Source organism: Vibrio sp. ED004, assembly GCF_023206395.1.
Classification (GTDB): domain Bacteria; phylum Pseudomonadota; class Gammaproteobacteria; order Enterobacterales; family Vibrionaceae; genus Vibrio.
The window spans coordinates 353,287-378,643 of record NZ_CP066149.1 but is presented as its reverse complement, the minus strand read 5'-3'; the positions used below and the strand labels follow the sequence as shown (position 1 = coordinate 378,643).

Here is a 25,357-nt window from a genome sequence, read left to right as displayed (position 1 = left end):
TCTTTTATCTAACCAACGAAAACCAGCCAATAGTGCTGGTTTTTTTTGTGCCTAAAGATAGGTCGCTACTATCAATCTTGTGGTCATGTATCTTTTTCTGATGATACATCTTGTTGATATCAGGTATTTTTTCTAGCATGTAAGTAAGATCGAAGGATTTGAGGCTCGAATGATAATCTGGTTACAACTCAAACGTTGGGTCAAAGCAAATATCTTTGTTTTGAATGGAAAAAACTTACTGTTCACCTTCTTAGGCTACGTATTTCTGTCGTGGTCGAGTTTGTATTTAGCGGGTGAAACAGCGCTAACCAGCTCGTTTACCACGTTCGCTTACTACCTAGTCGTGACTGCGTCTACGGTGGGTTACGGTGATTTATCACCAACGACAGAGGCAGGACAATGGATCGTTATATTGTTTGTGATTCCGGGTGGACTGAGTCTTTTCGCGGCCTTGCTTGGTAAGGTAGCGACAGAAGGTGTTGAATATTGGCGAGCGGGCTTGCTAGGAAAAAGGAGAGTTAGAGTGGACAACCACATTTTGATGCTTGGATGGAATGAGCAAAGAACCATTCACCTCATTCGTATGTTGCAGCATGAAGAAACGGGCAAGCGACCAATTGTGCTATGTACTCGTTCAGATATCGAGAACCCGTTACCCGGCGAAATTAATTTCGTTAAAGTAAATAGCTACACTGATGGCAAAGAGATGGAAAAAACAGGCATAGAATCTGCCAGTTGTATCCTCATTGATAATCCTGAAGACGATATTACGTTATCTGCTGCGCTTTACTGTGCAAACCGTAATCCTAAAGCGCACCTTCTGGTGTACTTTAAAGATGAAGCATTGAGCGATTTGCTACACAAGCATTGTCCTAACTCAGAATGTATTCCTGCTGTTGGTGCGGAAATGTTGGCTAAAGCTGCGGTAGACCCGGGTTCAAGTGCGCTTCACCAAGAGCTATTGAGCTCAACAAGGGGCATGACACAGTACTCGACCTATTTCCCTGAGGATTCTGAGCCTGTGACGGTTGCGCCGATTTTCTCAGTGTTTAAAGAGAAGTATCAAGCTACTTTGATTGCGATTGATACGGGAAGTGGTATTGAACTTAACCCAGAACTCGACCAAGTTGTCAGCAGCGGCACTAAGCTGTTCTATATTGCCGATGAACGGATTGATCATTTTGATTGGAAAGGCTTTTAAATCAGCCGAATACCTTCAGAATTAAAAAAGGCCTCGTTAGAGGCCTTTTTGTTATCGTTTATTCGAGTTAAGCAGTGAGCTTAATTCTTTTGCAGATCTGATTGATAATATCTAGATTATTGAGCTTCTGCCAATGCGATGCCACGCTGCGTTAGACCGCAAAGCATCACAGGAACCGCGTTAAAGATCTCTTCGAACTGCTCTAGACCTTCAATGCCTTGCTCAGCAAGCGTTGCGATTGAAGTTTCTGGATCGTAAAGCATGCTCAGTGAAAGCAGTACGCCACCAACCAGCGCATTGTCTTCGCTGTCTTCAGGCATCAGTGTTTCCCAATCATCACGGGCAACCTGCCAGCCTTGAAGCAAGCCTTCACAAAAATCGCGCGCCGCTGTGTTAACGACTTCTTCATCATCCAACTGACAAGCTTCAGGCCAAACCCAAGTGCCTTCAATCAGCTCTGGGCGTGTTTTATTCCAAAGCGCGATGATAACTTCAATGTAGCTTTCAAGTTGCTCACCATCAGTAAAAGGAGCGACTTCTTCACCACCCCAAAGGAACGGTAGCCACTCATGCGGGGTTAACACATTAGGTGCCGCTGCCATTGCAGTGACAAATCCGATGGTTTTGTGTTCTGTGATTAGCTTTCCTTCCAACTCTGGAAGCGCAAGAATATCTTGTAAAGTCAAAGTGAGGTACCGTAAAAGGGAACATATTTGCGCTTATAGTACCAATGAACTTGTGCCAATCAAGCTTCAATCTAAAAAGCCTTGATGTCATGGATGATAAACACTAGTTTTAACAGAAAAGAAAACAATAAAAGAATTATGCAGATACGGTCGTCTCTTAAGAAAAAAAGCATGGTAGCGCTTGGGCTGTACCTTGCTATGTTTATTGCCATTGTCGGTAGTGTGACGTATTACGTCGTAGAATCCCCTGTGCGCGCCAAATTACAACAAAACCTCGACTTGCGTACACAACTGTTATCCGCATTGATTACAGAGCCACTCAGCAGCTCTCAAGGCTTTGTTGATAGTTTAGTTGGTTTTGCTCAGGCACATCGTAAAGGTGAAGATGTCATCCCGCTATTTAAGTCGATGTTAGCCGCGAGCGATGACACAATTGTTAGTGCTGGTATTTGGCCAGAACCTTATGCGCTGGATTCCGACAAGCTCTTAAACAGTTATTTTTTCAACAAAGCTGACGATGGTACGATTGACCAGCTGTTCTCTTACAACAATCCTAAAAACGCCCCTTATCACGAAGAGTATTGGTATACCTCGGTTGTAGACAAGCCGCAGGGAACCATCTCTTGGAGTGATGTCTATATCGATCCCTATACTCATGTTCGAATGATTACGGCATCGTCACCTTATTACTACGACGGCACCTTTGCCGGTATTGCGACGGTGGATCTCTCGCTCGAAGAGTTGTTGGGTTTCATTAAAAATCACGCAGAAGAGTACAACCTTGGTATCACCCTCAGAGATAAACTCAACCAGGTCTTGGTTTCGCATAACTTCAATCTGGTTGAAGGGATCTACATCAGTAGCAATCAATTTGGTGAGTTTGGCTGGCAAGTGGATGTGGTTAACTCAAAATCACGTGTAGCAGATGAAGTGTTTCGTCAGGTCATGAGTGTTGAGGGCGGTATTGTTCCGCTGTTACTACTGTGTGTCATGGCAGGTTATTACTTGCTAAACCGCTACTTGATTAGCCCAATTACCAACATTGCCGCTAAGGTCGGCGGTTCTAAAGCGGGAGAGATCATCGATGTTGAATATTCAAGTGACGATGAAATTGGTCACTTGATTAAAACCTTCAACGAGAAGACCATCTACCTCGAGGCGGAAAAGGTTAAAGCTCAGGCATCAACCAATGCTAAAACGGCTTTCCTCGCGACCCTGTCACATGAGATCCGAACGCCGATGAATGGCGTATTGGGTACCGCTCAGATCCTATTGAAAACGCCTTTAAATTCGGAACAAGAGAAGCACCTGAAGAGTTTGTATGAGTCAGGCGATCATATGATGACACTGCTCAATGAGATCTTGGATTTCTCGAAGATCGAGCAGGGCAGGTTGGATCTCGATGAAACTCGATTCCCTCTGGATTCGATCATCGGCAGTATTAACAGTGTCTACTACACCTTATCTTCTGAAAAAGGCCTCCAATTCAAAGTGTACTCTGAAGTGCCTTCAGGTCGTTGGTACTTCTCGGATAAAGCACGCTTGCGTCAAATCTTGTTTAATCTATTGAATAACGCTGTGAAGTTCACTTCTAGAGGCTTTGTTGAGGTGTACTTTAAAGAAATCGTCGAGGGCAGTGACACCTATCTGAGTATTCGAGTTCGTGACACTGGTATCGGTATTTCTAAAGAAGCTCAAAAACGTATTTTCAAACCTTTCGAACAGGCAGAATCGTCGACTACAAGACGTTTTGGAGGTACTGGCCTTGGCTTAGCTATTGTGAAGAAGATTGCCCAGCTCATGGATGGCAGCATTACGGTCACCAGCGAAGAGGGCATAGGCACGAGCTTTGATGTTCGATTGAAGATCCAACCATGTCAGCCTGGTGAGATAGAGAGCTTGCCACACAAGAAATTAGATTACTCCGGTTTGAAAGTGCTGATTGTTGAGGATAACCGAACCAATACCGTCATCATCGAAACCTTCATGAGCAGCAAAGGGTTCACGTGTAAGAGCGTCGAAAACGGTGAGCTTGCCATACAAGCCGTCGTTGCTGAGCATTTTGATTTGGTGTTGATGGATAACCACATGCCAGTGATGGACGGTGTGGAATCAACAACTGCGATTCGTGCTTTAATTGGCGATGTTTCATCCGTCTTAATATTTGGTTGTACTGCAGATGTATTTAAAGAGACTCGCGAGCGTATGCTCGGTGCGGGTGTCGACTACATCATTGCAAAACCTATCGATGAGCGAGAGCTCGACGACGCTTTATTCCGATATTCGAACAAGCTCTACCAGTTCCACGAGGAAGATAGTAATGATGAACAGAGTGATAGTGCCGACTATAGCTATGATCAAGCTAATCATGAAAGAGCAAGTCATGGAACAGAAACCTATGAGCTAGAAAGCAATAACGCTAATACTCAAAAAACACACCTTAATGGGCAAAAGAGTCAAAGTCGCTCGCTGCCTAAACCTGACCTACGAAACAAAGACAATACTGAAGAGTTGTTGGTGACACTTTACGTGGCACTTGAAGACAACAATCTCGAGTTGATTCAATTTGCATTAGAGAGCTTGCGTGTTCATGTCAGACCTATGAACAATGCTGAACTAACCTACCAAGTGGATAAGGCTTTAGAGCAGGTTTCTCAGGGCGCTCCTCCTACTCAAGATGTTATTAATATCATTACTGTCAACCTGCCCATGGCCTAGTTGTTGTTTAATTACAGAAAGTAAACAACGAATTGTCCATTATTTGACCTTGATGTGATTTCTTGGTGGAAGTGACTGCTTTTCAAGTGGTTTTTGGTTGTTAATTTACAACTTGATTTTGAATTTGGAATGTATGACTACCTATCTTGTGATTTAATAGCGACATTATCTGGTAGGGTGTGGAAACACCTTGTTTATATGTTACTAAATCACTAAATAGGTAGTGATATATTTTAGGTTTGGCATCAATGAAGTCTCGTGGTTCATTTTGTATCCGTAACGCAGCGGCGGATACATTTGCTATGGTAGTTTTCTGTTTTATCTCTGGCATGATCGTAGAAGTGTTTATCTCTGGAATGACGTTTGAGCAATCTCTTGCTTCACGAACGTTATCTATTCCGGTAAACATTGCTATCGCATGGCCTTATGGTGTCTTTCGTGATTGGTTCTTGCGCAATGGTGCAAAACTTTCACAAATTTCGTTGATGAAGAACTTGTCTGATCTTATGGCTTACGTGTTATTCCAATCACCTGTGTATGCGGGTATTTTGTTGGCGGTGGGCGCTTCAAGCGATCAGATCGTGACCGCGGTAACCAGTAATGCAGTTATCTCATGTGGTATGGGCGTACTTTACGGTTACTTCTTAGATATGTGCCGCAAATGGTTTAGAGTTCCAGGCTACTATCAACAAGCTTAAGAAAAGCAACAAGCGTAAGTGTAGCGATAGAATAAAATTTGGTTTGTTTTTGATCTAATGAGTTAATTTGTAATCGAACAAGCTGAAAAAGGCACTTTTTTTGAGAATGCCCCTTGACCAAAGCAAGCAGAATCAATAAAGTAGCGCCTCGTTGAGTGATAAGCTTAACACACAATTTGTGGAAGGATGGCTGAGTGGCTTAAGGCGCTCGCCTGGAAAGCGAGTATACGTTTATAGCGTATCTGGGGTTCAAATCCCCATCCTTCCACCACTATTCAAAACCCTAGCAGAAATGCTGGGGTTTTCTCGTTTTAGAGCTCCTATATTCCGCACTACCTTCATACTTCCTTAATATGACTTTCTTTAATCATTTCTTAGTAGTTATTTCCTCTATTTATACTGACGTAAATTGATCCATATTAGCCGCTTTTGTCACCGATAAATGCTTGATTTTTTGGCCTAGATCTTGATTATTAAGGGTAAGCAACATTATGAATAATCTCACCACTAGGAATTTATTATCTCATGACAGAAACCCTCGTTTCTCCAATGCTCTCCTTTACGATCGCGATCTCTTTACTGTTTATCGGTAAAGGTCTGATCGAGCGATCGGAAGTATTAAGGAAGTACTCACTACCAGAGCCGGTTATTGGCGGCTTCGTTTGTGCTGCAACCGTAGCAGCGCTTTACTATCTGTTTGAAATTCAGATTACTTTTAGCCTAGATGTCAGAGACTTTTTGCTTCTTTACTTTTTTGCTGGCATCGGACTTCAAGCGGACATTAAAACGCTGATAAAAGGTGGGCGACCGCTGTTCATCTTGTTATGTCTTGCTGCTGTTTTTATCGTGTTGCAAAACGTGGTTGGTATGGCTGTCGCGTCAGGCTTTGGAATGGATGCGAAAGCAGGTTTGCTCTCGGGTTCAGTGAGTTTGATTGGCGGCGTTGGTACTACGTTGGCGTGGGCACCGATGTTCGTGGAAGAGTTTGGTATTGCTAACGCGCTAGAACTGGGTGTGGCTTCAAATACAGTTGGTCTGATTGCGGCGTGTGTTATTGGTGGCCCGATTGCCAATTACCTGCTCAATAAACACAAGGTCAGCCCATCTAATGAAGAAGAGGTGACGGTTGGTGCATACCAAGAGAGTGAAACCAAAACAGAGCTTAGCCACTACGGTGTTCTGTGGGCTTGGTTGATTCTTAACTTAACACTTATGCTGGGTTACAGTTTGAGTGAAGTTATCGACTCTATGGGCCTAAAACTGCCACTATTCGTTAGCTGTTTAATCGCAGGTATCCTAATCGGTAACGTTGGACGTGCATTGTTCAAGAAACGTCGCACACAAGAGAAAATCGAACAAGGTCGTAAAGGCTTAGCAATGATCTCTGACATCTGCTTGGGCATGTTCTTGACCATGGCATTGATGGGACTACGTATCTGGGATCTTGACGGCCTGTTTGGCTACATCTCAGTGGTCATGAGTATCCAGATTCTACTTTCACTGCTGTTTACCATCTTTGTCGTTTATTACTTGATGGGAAGAAACTATGACTCAGTGGTGATGTGTTCTGGCTTCGGTGGTATCACCCTAGGCTCAACTGCTACTGCGATCGTAAATATGACTGCGGTTACACATCGCTATGGTGCAAGTCCACAAGCATTTATCGTGGTGCCATTAGTGTGTGGTTTCTTTGTCGATCTGATTAACGCGTTGGTGATTAGCTTTTTTGTTGGGATGTAACACTAATCAAAAGCTGTTTTCTTAAACTTAAAAGCCTAGCTGTGATGCTAGGCTTTTTTGTCTTTAAGGCTTAACGTCATCTTCTACAAGGTGAATGCTCAGATCCGAAGGCAATTGGCTGTTATTGGTGTAGATACGGTCAAAGTCATCCAGCGGAGCGACTTTGAGAGCGGCAAAGCGCCCCCATTTACTGGCATCTGCGACAAGCCAACTTTCACGGCTATTGTTAATTATCGACTTGGATAGGTCGGCTTCAACTTGCTCATGTTCCATCGCGAAATGGCTGTCTGTTACTGAGCCACAGCCACAAATACCGATGTCAGCTTCAAAGTCGGAAAAGAAGTGGACCACGCTACTTCCCACCATGTCTTGGTGTTCTCGCCTGAACAAACCGCCGGCTAAATACACTTCAATTTGCTCATTAGCTTCAAGGATACGGGCTACTTGAAGGTTATTGGTGATCACTCGTAACGCTGGCTTAGCCAACAAATACTGAGCGATGCGAGTGACGGTGGTACCAATCCCCATCATAACCGTTGAACCTTCAGGTATCGCATCGGCAACCGCCATCGCAATACTGTCTTTGGTTTCAGACTCAACGCCAGCACGGAATCTGTAGCTAGTATTAGTGAGCGTAGTGGGTAAGCTCACGCCTCCGTGTACTCTTCGCGCAAGGCCTTGTTCACACAGGTGGTTTACGTCACGACGAATGGTTTGAGTGGTGACAGAAAATAACTCGGCTAAATGGTCGATCTGTATGTCTTGATTAGCCTTAAGCGTTGCGAGTATTTCTTTCTGACGATGGTTCAGTTCCATAGAAGCTCACTAAAATTGGTTTGGTACGTCGGTGATGATGTTATCGACACCAAGGTTGAAATATTTAGCCGCCAATTGAGGATCGTTCAGTGTCCATATTTTAAGAACTGCGCCAGAAGCTTTGATCGCTTTCGCCGTTTTCTCGTCAAGAATTCGGTGGTCAATATGAATGCTGTAAAGGTCGAGTGATTTAAGTGACTCTAGGCTGAAATCATTCCAAACCTCGCAGATAAAGCCTCTTTTAACTTCTGGCATCATCTGTTGGCAAAGGCTTAGTGCCTCTTTTTTGAAGCTTGAGATGAGTAGCTTTTCAATAGGGAACTGCTTTTGTTCAATCAGTGCAGCGACTTTCTCAACTAAAGGTTGGATAGCCTTATCGTCATAAATTTTGATCTCAAGGTTCAAAGTCACATCGAGCTCTAGGCACTTGTCGAGCGCTTCATTCAAGGTCGGAATCGTTGTCCCTGCGAACTCACTACCAAACCAACTGCCAGCATCTAACGTTTTGAGAGCGGATAAATCTAAGTCTGCAATATTGCCCGTTCCGTTAGTGCAACGATTTACCGTCTTATCATGAAAAACCATTGGGGTGCCATCAGCGCTTAACTGGGTATCAATTTCAATCCATTTAGCGCCAGCTTTCGCTGCTTGCTCAATACTCACTAACGTATTTTCTGGTGCTAAAGAAGCGGCACCGCGGTGGCCTGTGATCATAATTCAATCTCGATGTTCATTTGAAAATTCAGGAAACAGTAGCTCTACTTTATTACAGATTTATTATCTATCCGCCATATCTACTTATTTTAAATGAGAGCTAGCTTAAAGGTGTTGTACAGAGTTTATACAATAGTGAGACCTTATACTCACAATGTTCAAATCGGTAAGATTAATGTTCATATGAATGTAATAATTCACTTACATACTCTACGAAAACTTAATAACACCCTCTATATTTAGAAAACGATAGCCACGAAAAGGTGATAAAAAATGAAAAAGCTATTAGGTACAGTAATTATGGCGGCAACGCTGCTTGTTGGTTGTGGTGAAGCTGACAAGGCTGGTTCTGAAGCTAAAGATGAGCCAATCAATATCAACATGAGCCTTGTGTTCACTCAAAATGAGTTGTTAACACAAGAACTTATCAAAGCGACCGACAAAATTAGAGAAAGAACCGATGGTTCGGTAAACATTAAAGTTTTCCCAGGCGGTCAATTACCTGTTTACAAAAATAACTTGGAACAAGTGGTTAACGGTGCAAACTGGATTGCTGTAGAAGATTTGACTTACCTAGGTGATTACGTACCTGATTTTGCAGCACTGGCAGGTCCAATGTTGTACAACACTTACGATGAATACTTAGCGATGATGGACACTGAATTTGTCGCTGGCCTAAAAGCTAAAGCCGAAGAAAAAGGCATCAAAGTATTGAATGCTGACTACATGTTTGGTTTCCGTCATATGATCACCAATAAAGAGATTGTGAACTCTGAAGACATGAAAGGCATGCGTATTCGTGTTCCACAAAGTCAGCTGTTCATTAGCACGCTTTCAGCAATGGGCGCAGCACCAGCTTCGCTGCCATTCCCTGAAACCTATGCAGGCGTTCAACAAGGTGTTGTTGACGGTCTTGAAGGTTCTATCCTGACAATGTACTCAACCAAAATCTACGAAGTAGCAAAGAACATGTCTTTGACTAAGCACTTCCTAGGTACTGTTGGCATCTACATTTCACCAACGCTTTGGGACAAATTTACGCCAGAGCAACAACAGATCATCAATGAAGAGTTAGAAGCGGGTGCTGAATCTAACACTGCTGAGCTAGTTAAGTTGGATGTTGAATACACTCAGAAACTTGAAGAACTAGGCGTTACCTTCAATGAAGTGAATTCTGATGAGTTCAACCAACTGACTGCGGATGTATACAACCAGTTCCCAACTTGGAGCGAAGGCATACACGCGACGATCATGAAAGAGTTGGAAACGATTCGAGCGGCACAGTAGTCCTGCATACGTCAATTAATTAGTTAATGATTACGGCCTAAATATCTTTAGGCCGTTTTATTCCTGAAATACCCACGTCGTATTAGGTATTTCGTTGGAGAAGTCTTTTGTTTTTATTGAAAAATATTGAAGAAATCCTCGCTTCTATCGCTATTTCGATCACCGTTTTGGTTGTTATCGTTAACGTCGTCTTGCGTTATGGATTTGGCTTTGTTGTCCCGTGGAGCGAAGAGCTGTCGGTTATTTGCTTCATTTGGGCTGTCTACTTAGGGATTAGCTCCTGTTACAAACACAAGCTTCACATGGGTGTGGACGTGGTGGTCGCCATGTTGCCAGAAAAAGCAAAAATCCCATTTAGGTTATGTGTTTCCGTTTTCCTACTGGCTCTGAACCTCTTGATGGCGGTTCTGAGTTATCAATATCTCATGCTATCTAACAAGGTAACGCCAGTAATGGGCGTGTCATATTTTGTTATCAATGGCGTGCTGTTGCTTTGTTTCTCATTGATGGCGATTCACACCGTTCGATTCATCGCGTGCGATGTCGCATCTCTAAAGCGCTCTTCTAAGTAGGTACGATTTATGGAAAGCTATCTTCCGATCCTTATTCTGTTCGTTCTGTTTTTATTGAACATACCCATCGCATTTTCTCTGATCGCATCGGCGATGGTTTACTTTCTTTTTATCAATGACTCTATTCCGGTGAGCTTGGTAATGCAGCGCTTTATTAGCTCTGCCGAGTCTTTTCCGCTGCTGGCCATTCCGTTCTTTATCATGGTGGGTTCGGTGATGAACTATGCGGGAATCAGTAAGAGTTTACTCGCCTTTGCCGACTCGATGATTGGTCATAAAACCGGTGGTCTTGCTCAAGTAAATGTAGCGTTGAGTACTCTGATGGGCGGTATTTCTGGTTCTGCAAATGCGGATGCAGCGATGCAATCTAAGATTCTTGCCCCTGAAATGACCAAGCGTGGTTATGACTTGCCATTCACGGCCGCTGTAACAGCTGCGTCATCAAGTATCAGCCCCGTGATCCCGCCGGGTATCAACTTAATCATCTTTGCTTTATTAGCGAACGTGTCAGTCCATCAAATGTTTATTGCGGGTTACGTTCCGGCATTTTTGATGGCGCTGTCGCTGATGGTGACGATCGCGTTCATTGCGCGTAAGCGTCGTTACAAACCTTCTCGTTCTGAGCCAGCTTCTGCCAAAGAGCGTTTTCACTACTTCTTGAAAGCGATTCCGGCACTGTTGATCCCATTCGGCATTATTTTAGGCATGCGTTTTGGTTTGTTCACGCCTACTGAAGCGGGCGCTATCGCTGTATTGCTTTGCGCGATTATTGGCATCTTCGTTTATCGTCAACTGGGTTTGAAACACATCCCGCTCATCATGCGCGAAACGGTGCAGGGCACCAGTAGCGTTATGTTCATCATTATCGGTGCCATGGTGTTTGGTTACTACATGACGCTAGAGCAGATCCCACACAATGTTGCGTCTGCTTTGATTGAACTTACCGACAACAAGCTCGTCTTGCTGTTGTTGATCAACGTGTTGCTGTTAGTGGTTGGCATGTTCATCGAAGGCGGCGCTGCAATGATCATACTCACGCCATTGCTGCTGCCTGCTGTGCTTAACTTAGGCGTTAACCCGGTTCACTTCGGCATTATCGTTATTGTGAATATCATGATTGGTGGTGTAACTCCGCCATTTGGCTCGATGATGTTTACGGTTTGCTCGATTTTAAAAGTTCGTATGGTCGACTTCGTGAAAGAAGTGGCTCCGTTGTTGCTAGCACTACTCACGGTTCTGATGTTGCTGACTTTCTCTGAAAGCTTGGTGATGTTTTTGCCGAATTTGCTTTAACACTGTTTAGTGATTGATTATTTAGAGGTGTAGAAATGAATTCGGTATCGAATGAATTGAACCAAAATTGGAAAAAGATAGATTGGGTGTTAACCGATGTGGATGACACCTTAACGTGGCAAGGTCAATTGCCGCCTGAAACCTTGATCGCGTTAAGCAAGTTACGTGATTCGGGCAAGAAAGTGGTTGCGGTAACGGGTGCTTGTGCCGGTTGGTGTGATCATATTGCTCAGCTTTGGCCAGTCGATGCGGTTCTCGGTGAGAATGGCGCGTTCATTATGGAAAAGAAAAACGGTTATCTGACATTGCGTTCTGATACCCCTTTGCCAGAAGTCAGTGCCAATCAGAGTAAGTTGAAAGAACAAGTATTAGCTATTTTGAGCGATTACCCAGAGCTCAGTTTAACGCTGGATCAGTCTTACCGTTTGTGTGAGGTCGCAATCGACATCGGCCAAAACCGTCCAAAAGTCGATGATGCGATTATTGAAGAGATTGTCTCTAAGATTCATGCGTTAGGCGCTCATGCCACAGCAAGCTCTATTCACATCAATGCTTGGTATGGTGAGCACTCGAAGAAAGCGACATCGACCGCTTTTCTCAAAGAGAAGGGGTTATCTGATCGAGAGATAGTCGAACGTAGTTGCTATGTAGGTGACTCGATGAACGACCAATATATGTTTGAAATATTGCCGAACAGTGTTGGTGTAGCCAATATTCAGCATTACTGGGAACGACTAGAGCATCACCCATCAGTGGTGATGAGCAAGCCCGGCGGGTACGGTTTCTCAGAGTTTGTCGATAAGCTACTTACTTTAAAATAAGTAGCTTCACTTTTTCTAGTGGGTAGATGAAGTTTGTAAGGTTAAGGATTAAATTAAGAGGAGTGGCGACTCCTCTTTAGGCTTGAAATAACTAGCAATAAAGTTATTAAATACTAGTTCTCGTAGCTTTGTTCGCAATCATCTACTACAACATTATTAACATGGCAGTATGACGAGTTCGTTCCATCCGCATAATGCTTGGTTACTTTGGTCGGTGAGGTTAAATTTAGGTCTAATGAGGTTTTATTGAAGCTTCGAAACATACTTGTCTGAACGATGTCACCATAAGTGCTGTAATCTTGGTGAGATTTCCAAACTTCGAAGGCACTATTTAGGTCGTTTGTATCAAAATCAGAGCTGTAGTAGGTCAGTGTATCGAGACTGTCAGAATCAATTTTTCCTGCAAATAAGGTAGGGTGCAACACCGTACCTTGTTCGCTTCGGTAAATTGACTCCTGCATCGTATTTTCTTCGTTGTTTATGGTCTTGGCAATAACACTTTCATTAAGTTCGTTAGCTCTGTTTTGGACTTGCTCACGACAATCTTCAATGCTTGTCGTATTGTATATGAATGCAGCAACTGAATATCCGCGCGCGTCACCTTTTGCTTGTAAAGCCTGATTTGCGATGCTGCAGTAAAAGTTTTCGTTACTAGGTTCCCACTTCTGAATACCTTGTTCTGGAGCTGAGAACATGTTGCGTGACATCGCTAGGAAGTTGGTTTTGATTAAGCCCTCCACCTTCTGCTCTGCGGCTTCTTTATAATCTACGAGACCTAGTTGTTCTTCTAGATCATACGAATACAGCCATGTCGTTTCTTCCCAGTTTCCTTCTTCAGATTGAATAAACTCGAGGCGGTACCACGTTGTTGCTTCTGAACTCTCGTAAGCATCCGTTGGCCAATCAGGGCTTGCAAGGAAATACTCAACGTATGCATAGTCGTAGCCTTCTTTTGAAATATCACTTGTTTCGTCATAGCTTTTTTGAAGGCCAGGCACTAGATTTTGCGCGAGCAAATGTAACTCTTCATTCTCAGTCTCAACATAATCACTGTAAAGCTCATCTACAGTAATGTTGTAGCGGTACGCAACCCGTAACTCTTGGTCTTTGACGCGGTTAATTATGTCACCACGTAGTTCCTCATTTTGAAGTAATACGCTGCAAGTTGGTGACTTATCTTCGGCAGTTAAATCACGCTGAATTCCAACCCACACAATGGTCGAGAGAGGAGTAACGGCCAGAATATAGCTATCGCTCGTGGTAGCTATAGAAGGTGGGTAGGTAAGTTGATAGGGTTCGGTGATAGGGTTATCTGGGTAGTCACTGTCAATTGCACCAATAGGCACATCGATCACAGTAGCGGCATACTGCTGGCACTCCGCTTGTTCACTGGAAAGGCTGAAATCGTATTGCCCTTGCTCATCTGTGGTGTCGAATGGTTCACCTGTATCAAGGATGCCGTTGGCATTAATGTCTAGAAAGGCGGTTGCACCCTGAATATACCCATCGATTGCTTTTCCTGACATGGTTATGGCTTGATGGGGACTATCTAATGACGAGCTTTCACTACCACCACATGCAGTAATTGTCACAGCTCCAGATATAACCAACAAAAATTTAATTGTATTCACGGTATTCCCTTATTTGAATTATGTATTAACAGAATACCATTTGGGAGTTTTCACAAGTCGTTATAAAAAAGAAATTAAAGTGGCGTTATTTGCTTCATTAAGATCAAGTCAAAGGACTCAATTCCTTCGGCTTTTAAGTGATTTAACGCACAAGTTAGGAGGTGGAAACATGGTATGAATATATTGGGATACATGTCTTGCTAAAACTATGAGACGCTTGCCTTGTGCCAGTCGAATCACAAGGAAGTTGCATGCATCACTTTAATCTCCGTGCGCTTGAGTATCTGAATGCGTTATCAAAATATGGGTCGCTTCGAAAGGCATCTAAGATGATGAATGTTGACCCTGCGGCAATGAGCCGAATGCTGACACAGCTCGAAGCACAGGCGGAAATCAAAGTATGGGAACGCAACAACCGTCAATCACTGCTGACTGAGGCGGGCAACGAATTGTTGAACTACTACCGTTCCATCGTTCGCAGTGAAACGGCGGTATTAGCTCGTTTAACCAAGTTGAAAAACCTCAAGGGCGGTAACGTTAGCATCGCGATTGGGGAAGGGTTTATCACTAACTTGGTCTCTAAACCGATGCAAACCTTCATGGCTCGATACCCTGATATTAATTTATCGATTGAAATTGCGGGTGCATTGGATGCCGTAAAAATGTTGGAAGATCAACAGATCGACTTCGCGATTACCTATGCGTCTGCACCGCACCCAAAATTGCATTCACACGTCGAACGTAGCCATCCTCTAGAGCTTATCGCGCCGAAAGGGCACGTGCTGACGATGCAAGAAACACCAGTGACACTGCAAGATATTAAAGATGCTTCTCTTGCCTTGATTGATAACTCGACTGGTATGGGGAGGTTAGTAAAGCAGGCTGAGCAAAACTCTCATCTTACCTTGCAGCCAAAACTTCAAACCAACTCGGTAACCGCACTCACAAACTTTGTTTCGGCAGGGCTAGGCGTGACTTTTATGCCCAAACTGACGGTGCTTGATGAGATAAAGTCCGGACAAATAGAAGTGGTTGCGACTGAGTTAGACATGTTCTCGAAAGCGACTGTAAAAGTTCAATCTCTCAAAGGGCGAGCCCTGACTCTGCAAGCCGAAACCTTTTTAGATTTCCTGCTCGAAAACGCAGCTTTCTTAAGTCACGACGCCCACAATATTTAAGTTGAAGTGGGTTGGTGTAGATAATCACATCGCCTAACTTCATTCAGCATAGCTTAAGTATTCCTATCCTCGTAGAGGGCTCTCTCTTAGCAATAAGCCTATTCCTTAAAGCTCTATAAGCGCCTCAACATCACACTTCCAAAATTCATCCTCCCGATTTTCCTGTGAATTGACTTTTTATCAACACTGCATGCATTGTTAAGTCAACGCGTGCCGAATAAGTTACAAATTATTAACGAAGGTAGTTTGAAACCGACAGCAGTGTTCGACACATTTTACTGTGTCGGATATTAGGGGAAGAGAATGGAAGTAATCGTAATTGGCAGCGGTGTGATTGGATTGACCAGTGCTTGGTATTTGGCGAAAGAGGGTCATTCGGTGACGGTTATCGACCGCCAAGATAGCAGTGGTAAAGAGACCAGTTTTGCGAATGCCGGGCAAATTTCTTACGGTTATTCTTCACCGTGGGCTGCCCCAGGTATTCCGTTGAAAGCGATGAAGTGGCTCACTCAAGAACATGCTCCCTTAAAGGTACAGCCGTCACTTTCCCCTGAATTAGTTTCTTGGGCGACCAAGATGCTCGCCAACTGTAACGAAGCTAAATACGCGGTGAATAAGTCACGTATGTTAAGAGTGGCAAACTACAGCCGAGACTGTCTCACTCACCTAAGAACCACTGAAGATTTGGCTTATGAAGGTAGGCAGAAAGGGACCTTACAAGTCTTCAGAAGCGAGAAGCAACTGGACGCTATTCAGCAGGATATGAAGCTACTTAAAGAGAGTGGAATCGAACACGCGCTGTTTGGTGTTGATCAGTGTCTGTCGGTGGAGCCGGGCTTAGCGGACGTGAAAGACAAGCTGGTGGGCGGTTTATACTTACCTCATGATGAAACGGGCGATTGCTACCAGTTCTGTTTAGCCTTAACTGAGAAAGCAAAGGCGCTTGGCGTCCAGTTTGTATTTGATACTGAAGTGGTGAGTTTGAATCATCAGAACCAAACCATAAAGAGCATTACGACAACCCAAGGTGAATTCAAAGCGGACGCTTATGTGGTGGCTTCGGGAAGCTATTCTCGTGAACTGCTCAAGCAAGTGGATTTATCGATTCCTGTATATCCCGTGAAGGGTTATTCTCTGACACTGCCGATCGTGAGTGCGGATAAGTCACCGACGTCAACGGTTATGGATGAAACCTATAAGGTGGCGATGACTCGTTTTGATGATCGTATTCGTATTGCTGGGACGGCAGAGCTTGCTGGTTTCAATTACCTGATTCCAGAAAAACGCAAAGCTACGATTGATATGGTGATTAAAGATCTTTTCCCACAGGCGGGAGACTTCTCAAAAGCAGAATACTGGACAGGGTTAAGGCCGATGACGCCAGATGGCACACCTATCATCGGGAAGACGCCAATTAAGAATCTATTTACCAATACTGGGCATGGAACATTGGGTTGGACGATGGCATGTGGTTCAGGAAAGCTACTAGCGAGTGTGGTCAGTGGTTCTGATTGCGATATAAAAGCAGACGACTTGAGTATCCATCGTTACATGTAGTCCATTAAAATACTTTGTCATACGAATCAGCCCATGTTTATTAAGCATGGGCTGATTCGGTTTGAGTGTTGCGCTTTATCGGGTGGTGGTTTCTAACACATGCGTGAATCGTTCCCACGATTTTTGGTCTGCTTCATTTTGGTAATTATTGGAGCCGAACACGGTAAACGCATGTGGAGCGCCACTGTAGGTGATCATTTCATGTGGAACCTTGGTCGTTTCAAGTTCAGCGGCAAGGTTGCCAAAATCTTGCATTGAAATCATGGCATCAGCCGTACCGTGGAACACGACAATTGGAGCCTTAGTCTGAGAGTAGTCTTGGCCTTTTGGTGTTGATAAACCGCCATGGAAGGTGACGTAAGCCTTCGAAGGAATGCCTGCACGAGCGGCTTCCAATACAGCGGCTCCGCCGAAACAGTATCCCATCATTACGTTGTTATCTAAGTTGCCACCAAGTCTTTTCGCTTCCGTGGCTCCAGCGTTGAGTAGCGCACGCATTTTCTCTCGGTCTTTGTACAGTTAGCCTGTGTGTTGTTTTTTGTCTTTGACTTCGGTTGGGCGGATGCCTTTACCAAATAGGTCGATGGCGAACACGTTGTAACCGAGTTCGTTGAGCATCTCAGAACGCTTCTTTTCGTAATCAGTTAAGCCATCCCAATCGTGAATTAGCAGCACCAAAGGCGCTTGGTCGCTGGCTTCACTCCAATAACCTTCGTAGTCCATACCGTCGACTTGGTAAGTGACGTTTTCTCCAGAAATTACTGAAAAGGGTAGTAAAACTGAAAACAGGCCGAGTGTAGTGAGTTTTCGCATGCGTTATTCCTTTAGATGACAATGACGTTCCAATCGAAAGTATAGATAACACGATGATTCTCGCCAGATTTCTGTTTTTAATTTGAAGTGAAGGGTAGAAGTGAAATATGAAAGTGAAATGCTAAAACAACCATCACGATGAAGTGTGATGGCTGCTTGACGGGATACAATTACCAAGAAGCGTTGGTCGTACTACGGCACATATCTGGATATTTTCGCTGGTAGCGTGGCAACATCGATTCGTTACCTAAGATGCCACCTTGGTGAATGTAGATAATGGTTTTGGTTGGGTTATTTTCTTGCCATTGTTCTAAGCATTGCCACATCAATGGATCGTAAAGCAGGTCAAACTCGATGTCGGTTTGCTCTTGTAGATCCAACCAAGTTTGATAATCCTGTTGATACAATTTTCCAAAGTGGTGTTTGGTTTCGAGGGATAAGACCTGTGGGTGATCAGTTTCACCTAGCTCATTAAATTGCTGCGTTAAATAGTCGCTGCCACCGACACAAGCACAGGTTAACACTGGGATGTTGTGCAGCTTTAAATGCTTATGAAGATAGAGAGCAGTGCTGCCTGTCCCTGCGGGCAGTGCGACCACAAAATCGTGTTGGTTTTCGAAGCGAGTCCAGCTCAGTATCTCCATTGCCAGTTGCTTAACACCATACTCAGCAAGCTGAGAGCGTCCACCCTCTGGTAATACGATACAGTTGGAGTCAGGCTGTCTGACTTGCTCAATATACGCTTTTGGATGAAGTTCAGAGCCTGTTTCTTTGACTGAAATCACCTTAGCGCCAAGGTCAATAGCACCACGGTAATTACCGAGTGGGCGTTCTCGTAACCACTGGGGAAGGTGATCGACGTAGAACTCAAGCGTCCAACCTTTGATCTTTGCGAGTGCTGCGAGTGAGAACAGAGAGTTAGCCTGCGCAGAACCATAGCTGATCAAGGTTGTGGCTTCTGGATGCTCGTCTTCCAGCAGCTTCATGAACTTGCGGGCTTTGTTACCGCAAAAATGGGAGTGAAGCTGATCGTCACGCTTTAAGAAAAAGGTGTGGTCGTTAAATTGATGCTGAGTTACAGGGCTATTATTTAGTTTCATCGCACTTAAACAAAATGCTGACTAAAGAGCCAGCATTTTTAAATCAAATCGGACGGACGAGTATCTAGTAGCCAGAGACGGCTGTAAACCGTCTAAATCAAGTTTTCGTTCGATATTAACGCGGATGAATCGCCTTGAAAGGTTATCTTGGCGGTACATCCACCACAGCTGCGATTGAACAATTCAAAGTCCCAATCAAAACGCTGACACAAGTCATCGACAATCAATAATCCTAGCCCGTGACCATTCGGGTTGTATTGTTCCTGCAGGCCTTCGCCTTGGTCTTCAATAACAAGACTGTCTTGGGAAAGGGAGATTGTTACTGTACCGCTATTGGTTGCTGCAATCGCATTTCTCAACAAGTTTCCGACCAACATATTCATGATCGTGCTGGTGGCTTGAATGGTGGGCTCTGATTGAACTTGTAAGGTTATCTCGACTTCCTTTTCGTCAGCCTGCAACGAATTTTTAGAAGCGATAGTCTCTAGCTCTTGCTGGCTAAACAAACGTAGTGGTGCATCGTCACTGTTTCTTTCATAGCGAACCAGACCAAGCAGGGCATCGACCATTTCAGACATTTGAACAATGGCTTCATCAATACGTTCAACCTGACGAGATTGAAACTCAGTTGTTTCACTACGAAGGAGCAGCTTATTCGCCCCGCGAGCGACAGTCAGAGGTGTTCTTAATTCATGACTTGAATAGCGAGCAAAGGCTTGTTCGCGTTTGACTAACGAATTGATTTCTCGACGATATTGATTGAGTTGATCGGTCAATTGACGGAATTCAACCGCCGCATCATCACTCACACCAAACTCTTCGTTTAGATTGAGCTTATTGGATTCGAGTTGTTCAGACAGGGAGTTGAAAGGCTCAATTAGGCGCTTAGACAATCGATAGAGCAGCGCCCCAAAGCTAAAAATCAGAATGGAGAGTAGGGTCAGTACAAAGGTGGTCGCATACACTAATTCGTAAATATCAAATTCAACGCGGTCTATTTCAGAAAGTAGGATGATCGGGTGGGTTTCACCTTCATCAGAATACTCTCCGACATACACCATGCGTGAGTCTGGCTCTTCACCAACCTCGCCAACAAAGCTCTCTTTGCCTTCAACGTACTTTTTGTATTCTTGAGGTATGAACGACGGGTCGTTGTAGGCGATGGTTAGGTCATCAATTCTTAACTCGCCACTCTCACCAGCTTGGAATAAACCTACGGCGTAGTTGCGGTCAATCAGGATACGCCTTTCACCAACTCGGTCTTCTGATAAATACAGTGCGGCGATAAAAACCACATAGACGAATGCCGACACAATCACGGCCATTAACCCAAAGAAAAGCGCTAGGCGGCCGGTTAAGGTCTTGGTGCTTGTGAGGACATTTAAGATCAATTCGACGACTCCAAACGGAATCCAACTTTAGGTACGGTAATCAACATTTGCGTGTCGAAAGGTTTGTCGAGTTGGTTACGCAGTTGATAGATGTGACTGCGTAACACGTCGTTATTGGGTTCGTCTTCTTCCCACAATTTGTATGAGATATCTTCGCGAGTAACCACTTCAGGTGCGTTTTGGCAAAGCATCTCAAGTATGGTGTAAGTGGTTGGGTTCAGCGCAAGTAGCTTATCTTGGCGGTATGCTTTACGTGTCTTTTGGTCGATGGTGAGTTCATCGAACTGGAGTTTAGAAGAGGCCACTTTTCCGCGGTAACGACGAACTAATGCGTTCATTCTCGCTTCTAGAATATCCAAATCAAAAGGCTTGGTGAGGTAGTCATCGGCACCATGTTCAAAGCCTTTCAACATATCTTCGCGGCTATCTAGTGCAGTCAGCATCAAAATGGGTGTTGCGTTGCCTTGTTCTCGTAGTTTATTACAAACCGTTAGGCCGTCCATTCTTGGCAACATCAAATCTAAGATAATGATATCAAATGAATTATCCAACGCGAGTTGCAGGCCAAGCTCGCCGTTGTCCGCGTAATCGAGTTCCATGCCAATACACTCAAAATAATCAAACAAGACACCTGCAATTTCACGGTTATCTTCGACTAATAGAACTCGTTTCATTTTGATTCTCATACAGAAATAGACAGTAACATTATCCTGAGTGAGCGTGAAAAATATGTCAATAACATAACTTTCACTTATGGGAGGGTAGATTGGCTCCAGATTAAAAAATAGAAGAACATATTATGTCTGAACTTCATATTAGCCGCCCCAAAATAACCACATCGCAGATCAACCCTGCGGTTTCTTTGTCTATCATTGTGCCTTTTTACGATGAACAAGAGGTGTTGGAAGAGTTCCATTCTCGCCTTACTAAGGTTCTCGATAGCTTACCAATCACGAGTGAAATTGTTTATGTCGACGATGGCAGTAAAGACAACAGCTTGGACTTAGTGAGTTCATTCACTTCAATCAATAGCTCAATCTCGGTGATTGGTTTAAGCCGTAACTTTGGTAAAGAGTCAGCCATGAGTGCTGGCCTTGAGCACTGTCGTGGACAAGCGGTGATTCTGTTAGACGCAGATCTGCAAGATCCGCCTGAGCTTATCCCGCAAATGGTTGCTAAGTGGCGTGAAGGCTATGACGTCGTCAACATGCAGCGCAGCCAGCGTGACGGTGAAACCTGGTTTAAGAAGTTTTCAGCGGCGAGCTTTTACAAGGTCATGAACGTGGCTGCGAAGATCGATGTTCCTGAAAATGTCGGTGATTTTAGGCTGCTGAGCCGTGAAGTCGTCGACCATATCAATCAACTTCCTGAACGTAATCGCTACATGAAAGGCATTTTCTCATGGCCGGGTTTCAGACAAGCGACGATCCAATTTAAGCGCGACGCTCGCTTTTGTGGTGAGACCAAGTGGAACTACTTGAAGTTGATTGGCTTGGCGATGGACGGCATTACCTCGTTCTCTATCCGACCACTGCGAATTGCAACGGCAGTCGGTGGCCTCGTTGCCCTAACGGCTTTTGTGTATGGGATGGTCATCGTGTTCAAAACCCTGATGTTTGGTGAGCCAATCACGGGTTACCCATCAATGATGGTCGTTCAACTTGCCCTTGGCGGCATTCAACTTCTGAGTATTGGTTTAATGGGGGAATACATAGGTCGTATTTTCATCGAAACCAAGAATCGTCCTTTGTATCTGATCCAATCCGTGGTCGATACACCTGCATTAAAAACACATTTTAAATTAGAGGAGTCAGCATGAGCCTGAACCGAACGCACCTATGGTATTTGTTGGCTTTTGCATTGGTTCTAAGGCTTTTATCTCTGGCAACCTATCCATTAATGGACACTACTGAAGCGCGCTATGGCGAAATGGCTCGTTTGATGGTGGAAACAGGAAACTGGTTAACACCACAATTCGACTATGGCATTCCTTTCTGGGGTAAGCCGCCGCTGTTTACATGGATGAGTGCTGCGGGTATTGAGTTGTTCGGCTTGAGTGAATTTGCCGTTCGTGCACCTCATTGGTTAGCGGGTGTCGTAACGATCTTGCTGACCGCTTACATGGCGAAGCGAACAGGTCAAAGTGCTTTGGTCGCAGCCGTTGTATTGGCTACATGCGGTATTTTCTCTATTGCTGCGGGTGCTGTAATGACAGACATAGCATTAACCTTAGCGATGACTATTGCCATGCTGGGTTTCTACCTATGTTGGAAAGGAGAAGGGAATGCGAAGACCAATAGAAATTGGGGTTACGTTGGCTTTATTGGTTTAGCGCTAGGTTTACTTGCAAAAGGGCCAGTAGCGATTGTCATCATGGGTATCGCGGTATTCCCTTGGTTGGTCTTACAGCATGGATTCTTCGGTGCTTTTAAAGCGCTTTGGCAACGTTTCCCATTGTTGTCTGGTTTAGGTGTGATGTTAGTGATTGCTCTGCCTTGGTACATCATGGCAGAAATGGCGACACCGGGCTTTATTGATTACTTTATTGTTGGCGAACACTTTAAGCGTTTTGTTGTGAGTGGCTGGGAGGGGGATCTTTACGGATCCGCTCACGACGAAACACGAGGTATGATTTGGGTATTCTGGATCCAAGCTGCTGCGCCTTGGTCGATTGTATTGCCGATACTGGCGTTTGCTCGACGTAAGAAAATTGCGGAAATTAACGCTGAGAATAGCGGGCTGTTTTCATTCCTTGTGTGCTGGTTGATTTCACCTCTGATTCTTTTCACCATGGCGGGCAATATTCTTCCAGCTTACGTGTTACCGGGTATTCCAGCTCTTGGCTTGTTGGTTGCTATACTTGTGGTGGAAAAAGATAAGAAGTGGTTCTCGAGCGTTGCGTTAGTTCTGCCTGTGTTGCTGATGATAGCGATGGTTTACCTAAACCTAGGTAAAGCGAACGAGAAGAGTGACCGTATTATTTTCGAACAGATCACCGATTCATCGCCAAGTTTTTATGTCGGTAAACGACCGTTCTCTGGGCAGTTTTATAGCCACGGGCAAGCGAAAAAACTGCTTGATATCGAACAACTGGATGGCATCGACAAGTTCTATCTGATTGGCAAAAGAGCGGAAGTAGAAACCAAGATTAAAGACAATGCGTTAACGTGTATTTTGGAACCCACGGTGAAAATAAAGCGTGCTTTGTTTAGTTGCCATAGCCAAAACATCAAACCAAATTTGTCGCTGAGCCACATTAGAAGTGCAAGTGATGTTCAGCGTTAACTCAGGGGTGCAAATGTTCAACAACAAGCTTCAGGCACACTGTCAAAGGCTCCAGTCCCATCACAAGATGGTTCGGTTCGCTGTGGTTGGTGTTGGTGGGTTTGTTGTTGATTGTGCGGTATTTGCCTTGCTGCATTACATGGTTGGTTTGCCTTTGATGACGGCGAGAATTGGGTCTTTCATTGCGGCTGCAACGACAACATGGTTTGGTAATCGAGTCCTGACTTTTGGGTTCAAAGGGCAGGGTAGTTGGTCTGATAAACTGATTCAGTGGCAAAAGTTCATGTTCTCAGCGTCGATATCAGCGGTGCCTAATTTACTGTGCTTTAAGCTGATGACGGAGTTGCTGCCAGCGTTTACTGGCGCTGTGTTTATTGCGATGGCCGTGGGTATTTTAGTCGGCATGGTGACGAACTATCTGTTTAGTCAGTATTGGGTCTTTACCCGCTGAAAAAGAAAGAGAAAGGCAAGTCATCTAATGACTTGCCTTTTTTATTGAATCTTTGGATAGCTCTGAAGGTAAATTTAACTCTGCTCTTTGCCTTCGTTCGCTTGTGTAGGTTGAGCCTGCTTTGTTCGAGCCGCTTTTAGTTGCCAGTTCTTGATCGCGTAGCAAATTAACCCTAAACATAATCCCCAAAATGCGCTGCCGACTCCGGCAAAATTAATCCCAGAGGCAGTAAGTAAGAAGGTGAGGAGTGCAGCCTCTCTATGCGTCTCATCAGCAAGTGCCGTTGTTAGGCAGTTCGCAAGAGTTGGCAATAAGGCCAATCCCGCAATGGTTATAATGATGGCTTGCGGAACTGATGAGAACAGAGACACAAAGGTTGTGCCTAATATCCCTGCCAACAGATAGAAACCACCCATCGCTAGTGCTGCCTTGTAACGACTTTTCTGATTTGGGTCGGCATTTGGGCTCATACATATTGCCCCAGTCAACGCTGCCAAGTTAAAGGCAAAGCCGCCAAAAGGAGCAAGTAATAACCCCGTGATACCTGTTGTGGTGATAATGTGTGACGCTGGTGGGTTATAGCCATTGGCTTTCAATACTGCGAAACCGGGCAGGTTTTGTGATGCCATTGTCACCACAAATAACGGAATACCTACACTCAATAAAGACGCCAAATCAAAATCTGGGGTGATGAACATAGGTTGAGTCAGCGTTAAGTTCACATCTGACAGATCGAGCTTCCCCGCGACGCCACTCATAATAACGGCAAGCAACAAGATAAAAGGAATCAATAAATTACCAAACTTAGGCTTAGCAAAAATATACGCGGCTAACATGGTGCCGATGATAATCGCCTCTTGAGACAAAGAGGTAAATATCCCGATGCCGAACATCCACAACACACCCGCTAGCATTGCAGAGGCGATAGATGTTGGGATTCGTTTAAGTAGCGTGTCAAAGATACCTGTTAGACCCGTAATAGTGATCAGCAGCGAGCTAAATAGGAAGATCGCCACAGCTTGCTCTACGGTGAGCCCGTCCAATGAGGTGATAAGTAGCGCAGCACCCGGCGTCGACCATGCGGTCACGACTGGTTGCTTGTATCGCCACGAAAGCAAAATTGTCGATACACCCATACCAATTCCGAGCGCCCAAAACCATGAAGCGATCTGTTGCTGACTTGCTCCTGCACTGGTCGCCGCTTGGAAGATGATCGCCGCCGCACTCGCATAACCGATAAATACCGCAATAAAACCAGTACTGATGTGAGAAAACTTAATCTGACCCATACTAACCACTCTCATTGTGCGTTATAACATACATAGAACTAACTTAGCATTTGTGCGCTATAACGCACAAGTGTTATTTGTATAAATTTTGTTCGTGATGATTTTAGGCACGAGCA

21 protein-coding genes, 1 tRNA gene and 1 pseudogene are annotated in these 25,357 nt (G+C 44.4%); 14 read left to right on the top strand and 9 right to left on the bottom strand.

The features are described from left to right. The first annotated feature begins 169 nt into the window (after positions 1-169). Positions 170-1,201 carry a potassium channel family protein gene (locus tag ITG10_RS01590; RefSeq protein WP_017630626.1) on the top strand — a complete coding sequence of 344 codons (1,032 nt, stop codon included), beginning with the start codon at positions 170-172 and terminating at the stop codon, positions 1,199-1,201. Positions 1,202-1,317: 116 nt separating this feature from the next. Here ITG10_RS01590 and ITG10_RS01585 read toward each other — a convergent pair whose 3' ends face one another. Continuing rightward, positions 1,318-1,887, bottom strand: coding sequence for a UPF0149 family protein (locus ITG10_RS01585; protein WP_017630625.1), 570 nt, complete (start codon positions 1,885-1,887; stop codon positions 1,318-1,320). A 171-nt stretch (positions 1,888-2,058) separates the two neighbouring features. On the opposite strand from ITG10_RS01585, the gene ITG10_RS01580 reads away from it, so the two are divergent. The 4 genes from ITG10_RS01580 to gltS all read left to right on the top strand — a co-directional run bounded on the left by ITG10_RS01580 (position 2,059) and on the right by gltS (position 7,043). Next, positions 2,059-4,605 carry a hybrid sensor histidine kinase/response regulator gene (locus ITG10_RS01580; protein ID WP_248386643.1) on the top strand — a complete coding sequence of 849 codons (2,547 nt, stop codon included), beginning with the start codon at positions 2,059-2,061 and terminating at the stop codon, positions 4,603-4,605. A gap of 248 nt (positions 4,606-4,853) precedes the next feature. Continuing rightward, positions 4,854-5,303 carry an L-alanine exporter AlaE gene (locus tag ITG10_RS01575; protein WP_017630930.1) on the top strand — a complete coding sequence of 150 codons (450 nt, stop codon included), beginning with the start codon at positions 4,854-4,856 and terminating at the stop codon, positions 5,301-5,303. Between the two features lie 180 nt (positions 5,304-5,483). Continuing rightward, positions 5,484-5,574 (top strand) — tRNA-Ser (locus ITG10_RS01570). Positions 5,575-5,828: 254 nt separating this feature from the next. After that, a complete protein-coding gene (gltS, locus tag ITG10_RS01565) occupies positions 5,829-7,043 on the top strand; it encodes a sodium/glutamate symporter (protein WP_017630931.1) in 1,215 nt (404 codons plus the stop codon). A 63-nt stretch (positions 7,044-7,106) separates the two neighbouring features. Here the strand turns inward: gltS and ITG10_RS01560 are convergent, their stop codons facing one another. Continuing rightward, positions 7,107-7,859, bottom strand: a complete 753-nt coding sequence (locus tag ITG10_RS01560) for a DeoR/GlpR family DNA-binding transcription regulator (protein ID WP_017630932.1) — start codon at positions 7,857-7,859, stop codon at positions 7,107-7,109. 9 nt (positions 7,860-7,868) lie between these two features. Then, positions 7,869-8,573, bottom strand: coding sequence for a glycerophosphoryl diester phosphodiesterase (locus ITG10_RS01555; RefSeq protein ID WP_017630933.1), 705 nt, complete (start codon positions 8,571-8,573; stop codon positions 7,869-7,871). 273 nt (positions 8,574-8,846) lie between these two features. Here ITG10_RS01555 and ITG10_RS01550 point away from each other — a divergent pair, with 273 nt between their 5' ends. The 4 genes from ITG10_RS01550 (at position 8,847) to ITG10_RS01535 (ending at position 12,546) form a co-directional block, all read left to right on the top strand. After that, a complete protein-coding gene (locus ITG10_RS01550; protein WP_017630934.1) occupies positions 8,847-9,860 on the top strand; it encodes a C4-dicarboxylate TRAP transporter substrate-binding protein in 1,014 nt (337 codons plus the stop codon). Positions 9,861-9,967: 107 nt separating this feature from the next. Then, entirely contained in the window at positions 9,968-10,432 is a 465-nt protein-coding gene (locus ITG10_RS01545) for a TRAP transporter small permease (RefSeq protein WP_017630935.1), read from the top strand. Between the two features lie 9 nt (positions 10,433-10,441). Continuing rightward, positions 10,442-11,725: a TRAP transporter large permease gene (locus ITG10_RS01540; RefSeq protein ID WP_017630936.1), complete on the top strand. Its 1,284-nt coding sequence runs from the start codon at positions 10,442-10,444 to the stop codon at positions 11,723-11,725. 35 nt (positions 11,726-11,760) lie between these two features. Further along, positions 11,761-12,546 (top strand): HAD-IIB family hydrolase, encoded by a 786-nt coding sequence (locus ITG10_RS01535; protein ID WP_017630937.1) that lies wholly within the window; start codon positions 11,761-11,763, stop codon positions 12,544-12,546. 113 nt (positions 12,547-12,659) lie between these two features. On the opposite strand, the gene ITG10_RS01530 is transcribed toward ITG10_RS01535, so the two are convergent. Further along, on the bottom strand, positions 12,660-14,177 hold the full coding sequence (locus ITG10_RS01530; RefSeq protein ID WP_128815184.1) for a hypothetical protein: 1,518 nt from the start codon (positions 14,175-14,177) through the stop codon (positions 12,660-12,662). Between the two features lie 251 nt (positions 14,178-14,428). On the opposite strand from ITG10_RS01530, the gene ITG10_RS01525 reads away from it, so the two are divergent. Next, positions 14,429-15,355 (top strand): LysR family transcriptional regulator, encoded by a 927-nt coding sequence (locus tag ITG10_RS01525; RefSeq protein WP_017630939.1) that lies wholly within the window; start codon positions 14,429-14,431, stop codon positions 15,353-15,355. A gap of 303 nt (positions 15,356-15,658) precedes the next feature. Next, a complete protein-coding gene (locus tag ITG10_RS01520) occupies positions 15,659-16,912 on the top strand; it encodes a D-amino acid dehydrogenase (protein ID WP_017630940.1) in 1,254 nt (417 codons plus the stop codon). Positions 16,913-16,987: 75 nt separating this feature from the next. On the opposite strand, the pseudogene ITG10_RS01515 reads toward ITG10_RS01520, so the two are convergent. The 4 genes and pseudogenes from ITG10_RS01515 to ITG10_RS01500 form a co-directional block, all read right to left on the bottom strand. Continuing rightward, positions 16,988-17,725 (bottom strand): annotated as a pseudogene (locus ITG10_RS01515) (dienelactone hydrolase family protein). A gap of 170 nt (positions 17,726-17,895) precedes the next feature. Next, positions 17,896-18,825 (bottom strand): pyridoxal-phosphate dependent enzyme, encoded by a 930-nt coding sequence (locus ITG10_RS01510; RefSeq protein ID WP_017630943.1) that lies wholly within the window; start codon positions 18,823-18,825, stop codon positions 17,896-17,898. A gap of 92 nt (positions 18,826-18,917) precedes the next feature. After that, positions 18,918-20,216 carry a HAMP domain-containing sensor histidine kinase gene (locus tag ITG10_RS01505; protein ID WP_017630944.1) on the bottom strand — a complete coding sequence of 433 codons (1,299 nt, stop codon included), beginning with the start codon at positions 20,214-20,216 and terminating at the stop codon, positions 18,918-18,920. Then, positions 20,213-20,890, bottom strand: a complete 678-nt coding sequence (locus tag ITG10_RS01500; protein WP_017630945.1) for a response regulator transcription factor — start codon at positions 20,888-20,890, stop codon at positions 20,213-20,215. The genes ITG10_RS01505 and ITG10_RS01500 overlap by 4 nt, the downstream gene beginning before the upstream one ends. Before the next feature lie 125 nt (positions 20,891-21,015). Between ITG10_RS01500 and ITG10_RS01495 the strand changes: the two genes are divergently transcribed. The 3 genes from ITG10_RS01495 to ITG10_RS01485 are packed head-to-tail and all read left to right on the top strand — an operon-like array spanning position 21,016 to position 23,952. Beyond that, positions 21,016-22,035, top strand: coding sequence for a glycosyltransferase family 2 protein (locus tag ITG10_RS01495; protein WP_017630946.1), 1,020 nt, complete (start codon positions 21,016-21,018; stop codon positions 22,033-22,035). Further along, positions 22,032-23,501, top strand: coding sequence for a glycosyltransferase family 39 protein (locus ITG10_RS01490; RefSeq protein WP_017630947.1), 1,470 nt, complete (start codon positions 22,032-22,034; stop codon positions 23,499-23,501). The genes ITG10_RS01495 and ITG10_RS01490 overlap by 4 nt, the downstream gene beginning before the upstream one ends. After that, positions 23,488-23,952: a GtrA family protein gene (locus ITG10_RS01485; protein ID WP_017630948.1), complete on the top strand. Its 465-nt coding sequence runs from the start codon at positions 23,488-23,490 to the stop codon at positions 23,950-23,952. Before ITG10_RS01490 ends, ITG10_RS01485 begins: the two co-directional genes overlap by 14 nt. Positions 23,953-24,026: 74 nt before the next feature. Here ITG10_RS01485 and ITG10_RS01480 read toward each other — a convergent pair whose 3' ends face one another. Next, positions 24,027-25,241 (bottom strand): benzoate/H(+) symporter BenE family transporter, encoded by a 1,215-nt coding sequence (locus tag ITG10_RS01480; RefSeq protein WP_017630949.1) that lies wholly within the window; start codon positions 25,239-25,241, stop codon positions 24,027-24,029. Positions 25,242-25,357 lie beyond the last annotated feature (116 nt).

Excerpts from the sequence above, each read along its gene's own strand:
- ITG10_RS01525 (WP_017630939.1), top strand. The coding sequence starts at position 14,429 with ATGCATCACTTTAATCTCCGTGCGCTTGAGTATCTGAATGCGTTATCA.
- ITG10_RS01490 (WP_017630947.1), top strand. The coding sequence starts at position 22,032 with ATGAGCCTGAACCGAACGCACCTATGGTATTTGTTGGCTTTTGCATTG.
- ITG10_RS01535 (WP_017630937.1), top strand. The coding sequence starts at position 11,761 with ATGAATTCGGTATCGAATGAATTGAACCAAAATTGGAAAAAGATAGAT.
- ITG10_RS01555 (WP_017630933.1), bottom strand. The coding sequence starts at position 8,573 with ATGATCACAGGCCACCGCGGTGCCGCTTCTTTAGCACCAGAAAATACG.
- ITG10_RS01500 (WP_017630945.1), bottom strand. The coding sequence starts at position 20,890 with ATGAAACGAGTTCTATTAGTCGAAGATAACCGTGAAATTGCAGGTGTC.
- ITG10_RS01520 (WP_017630940.1), top strand. The coding sequence starts at position 15,659 with ATGGAAGTAATCGTAATTGGCAGCGGTGTGATTGGATTGACCAGTGCT.
- ITG10_RS01550 (WP_017630934.1), top strand. The coding sequence starts at position 8,847 with ATGAAAAAGCTATTAGGTACAGTAATTATGGCGGCAACGCTGCTTGTT.
- ITG10_RS01495 (WP_017630946.1), top strand. The coding sequence starts at position 21,016 with ATGTCTGAACTTCATATTAGCCGCCCCAAAATAACCACATCGCAGATC.
- ITG10_RS01590 (WP_017630626.1), top strand. The coding sequence starts at position 170 with ATGATAATCTGGTTACAACTCAAACGTTGGGTCAAAGCAAATATCTTT.
- ITG10_RS01485 (WP_017630948.1), top strand. The coding sequence starts at position 23,488 with ATGTTCAGCGTTAACTCAGGGGTGCAAATGTTCAACAACAAGCTTCAG.
- gltS (WP_017630931.1), top strand. The coding sequence starts at position 5,829 with ATGACAGAAACCCTCGTTTCTCCAATGCTCTCCTTTACGATCGCGATC.
- ITG10_RS01575 (WP_017630930.1), top strand. The coding sequence starts at position 4,854 with ATGAAGTCTCGTGGTTCATTTTGTATCCGTAACGCAGCGGCGGATACA.
- ITG10_RS01560 (WP_017630932.1), bottom strand. The coding sequence starts at position 7,859 with ATGGAACTGAACCATCGTCAGAAAGAAATACTCGCAACGCTTAAGGCT.
- ITG10_RS01540 (WP_017630936.1), top strand. The coding sequence starts at position 10,442 with ATGGAAAGCTATCTTCCGATCCTTATTCTGTTCGTTCTGTTTTTATTG.
- ITG10_RS01580 (WP_248386643.1), top strand. The coding sequence starts at position 2,059 with ATGGTAGCGCTTGGGCTGTACCTTGCTATGTTTATTGCCATTGTCGGT.
- ITG10_RS01480 (WP_017630949.1), bottom strand. The coding sequence starts at position 25,241 with ATGGGTCAGATTAAGTTTTCTCACATCAGTACTGGTTTTATTGCGGTA.
- ITG10_RS01510 (WP_017630943.1), bottom strand. The coding sequence starts at position 18,825 with ATGAAACTAAATAATAGCCCTGTAACTCAGCATCAATTTAACGACCAC.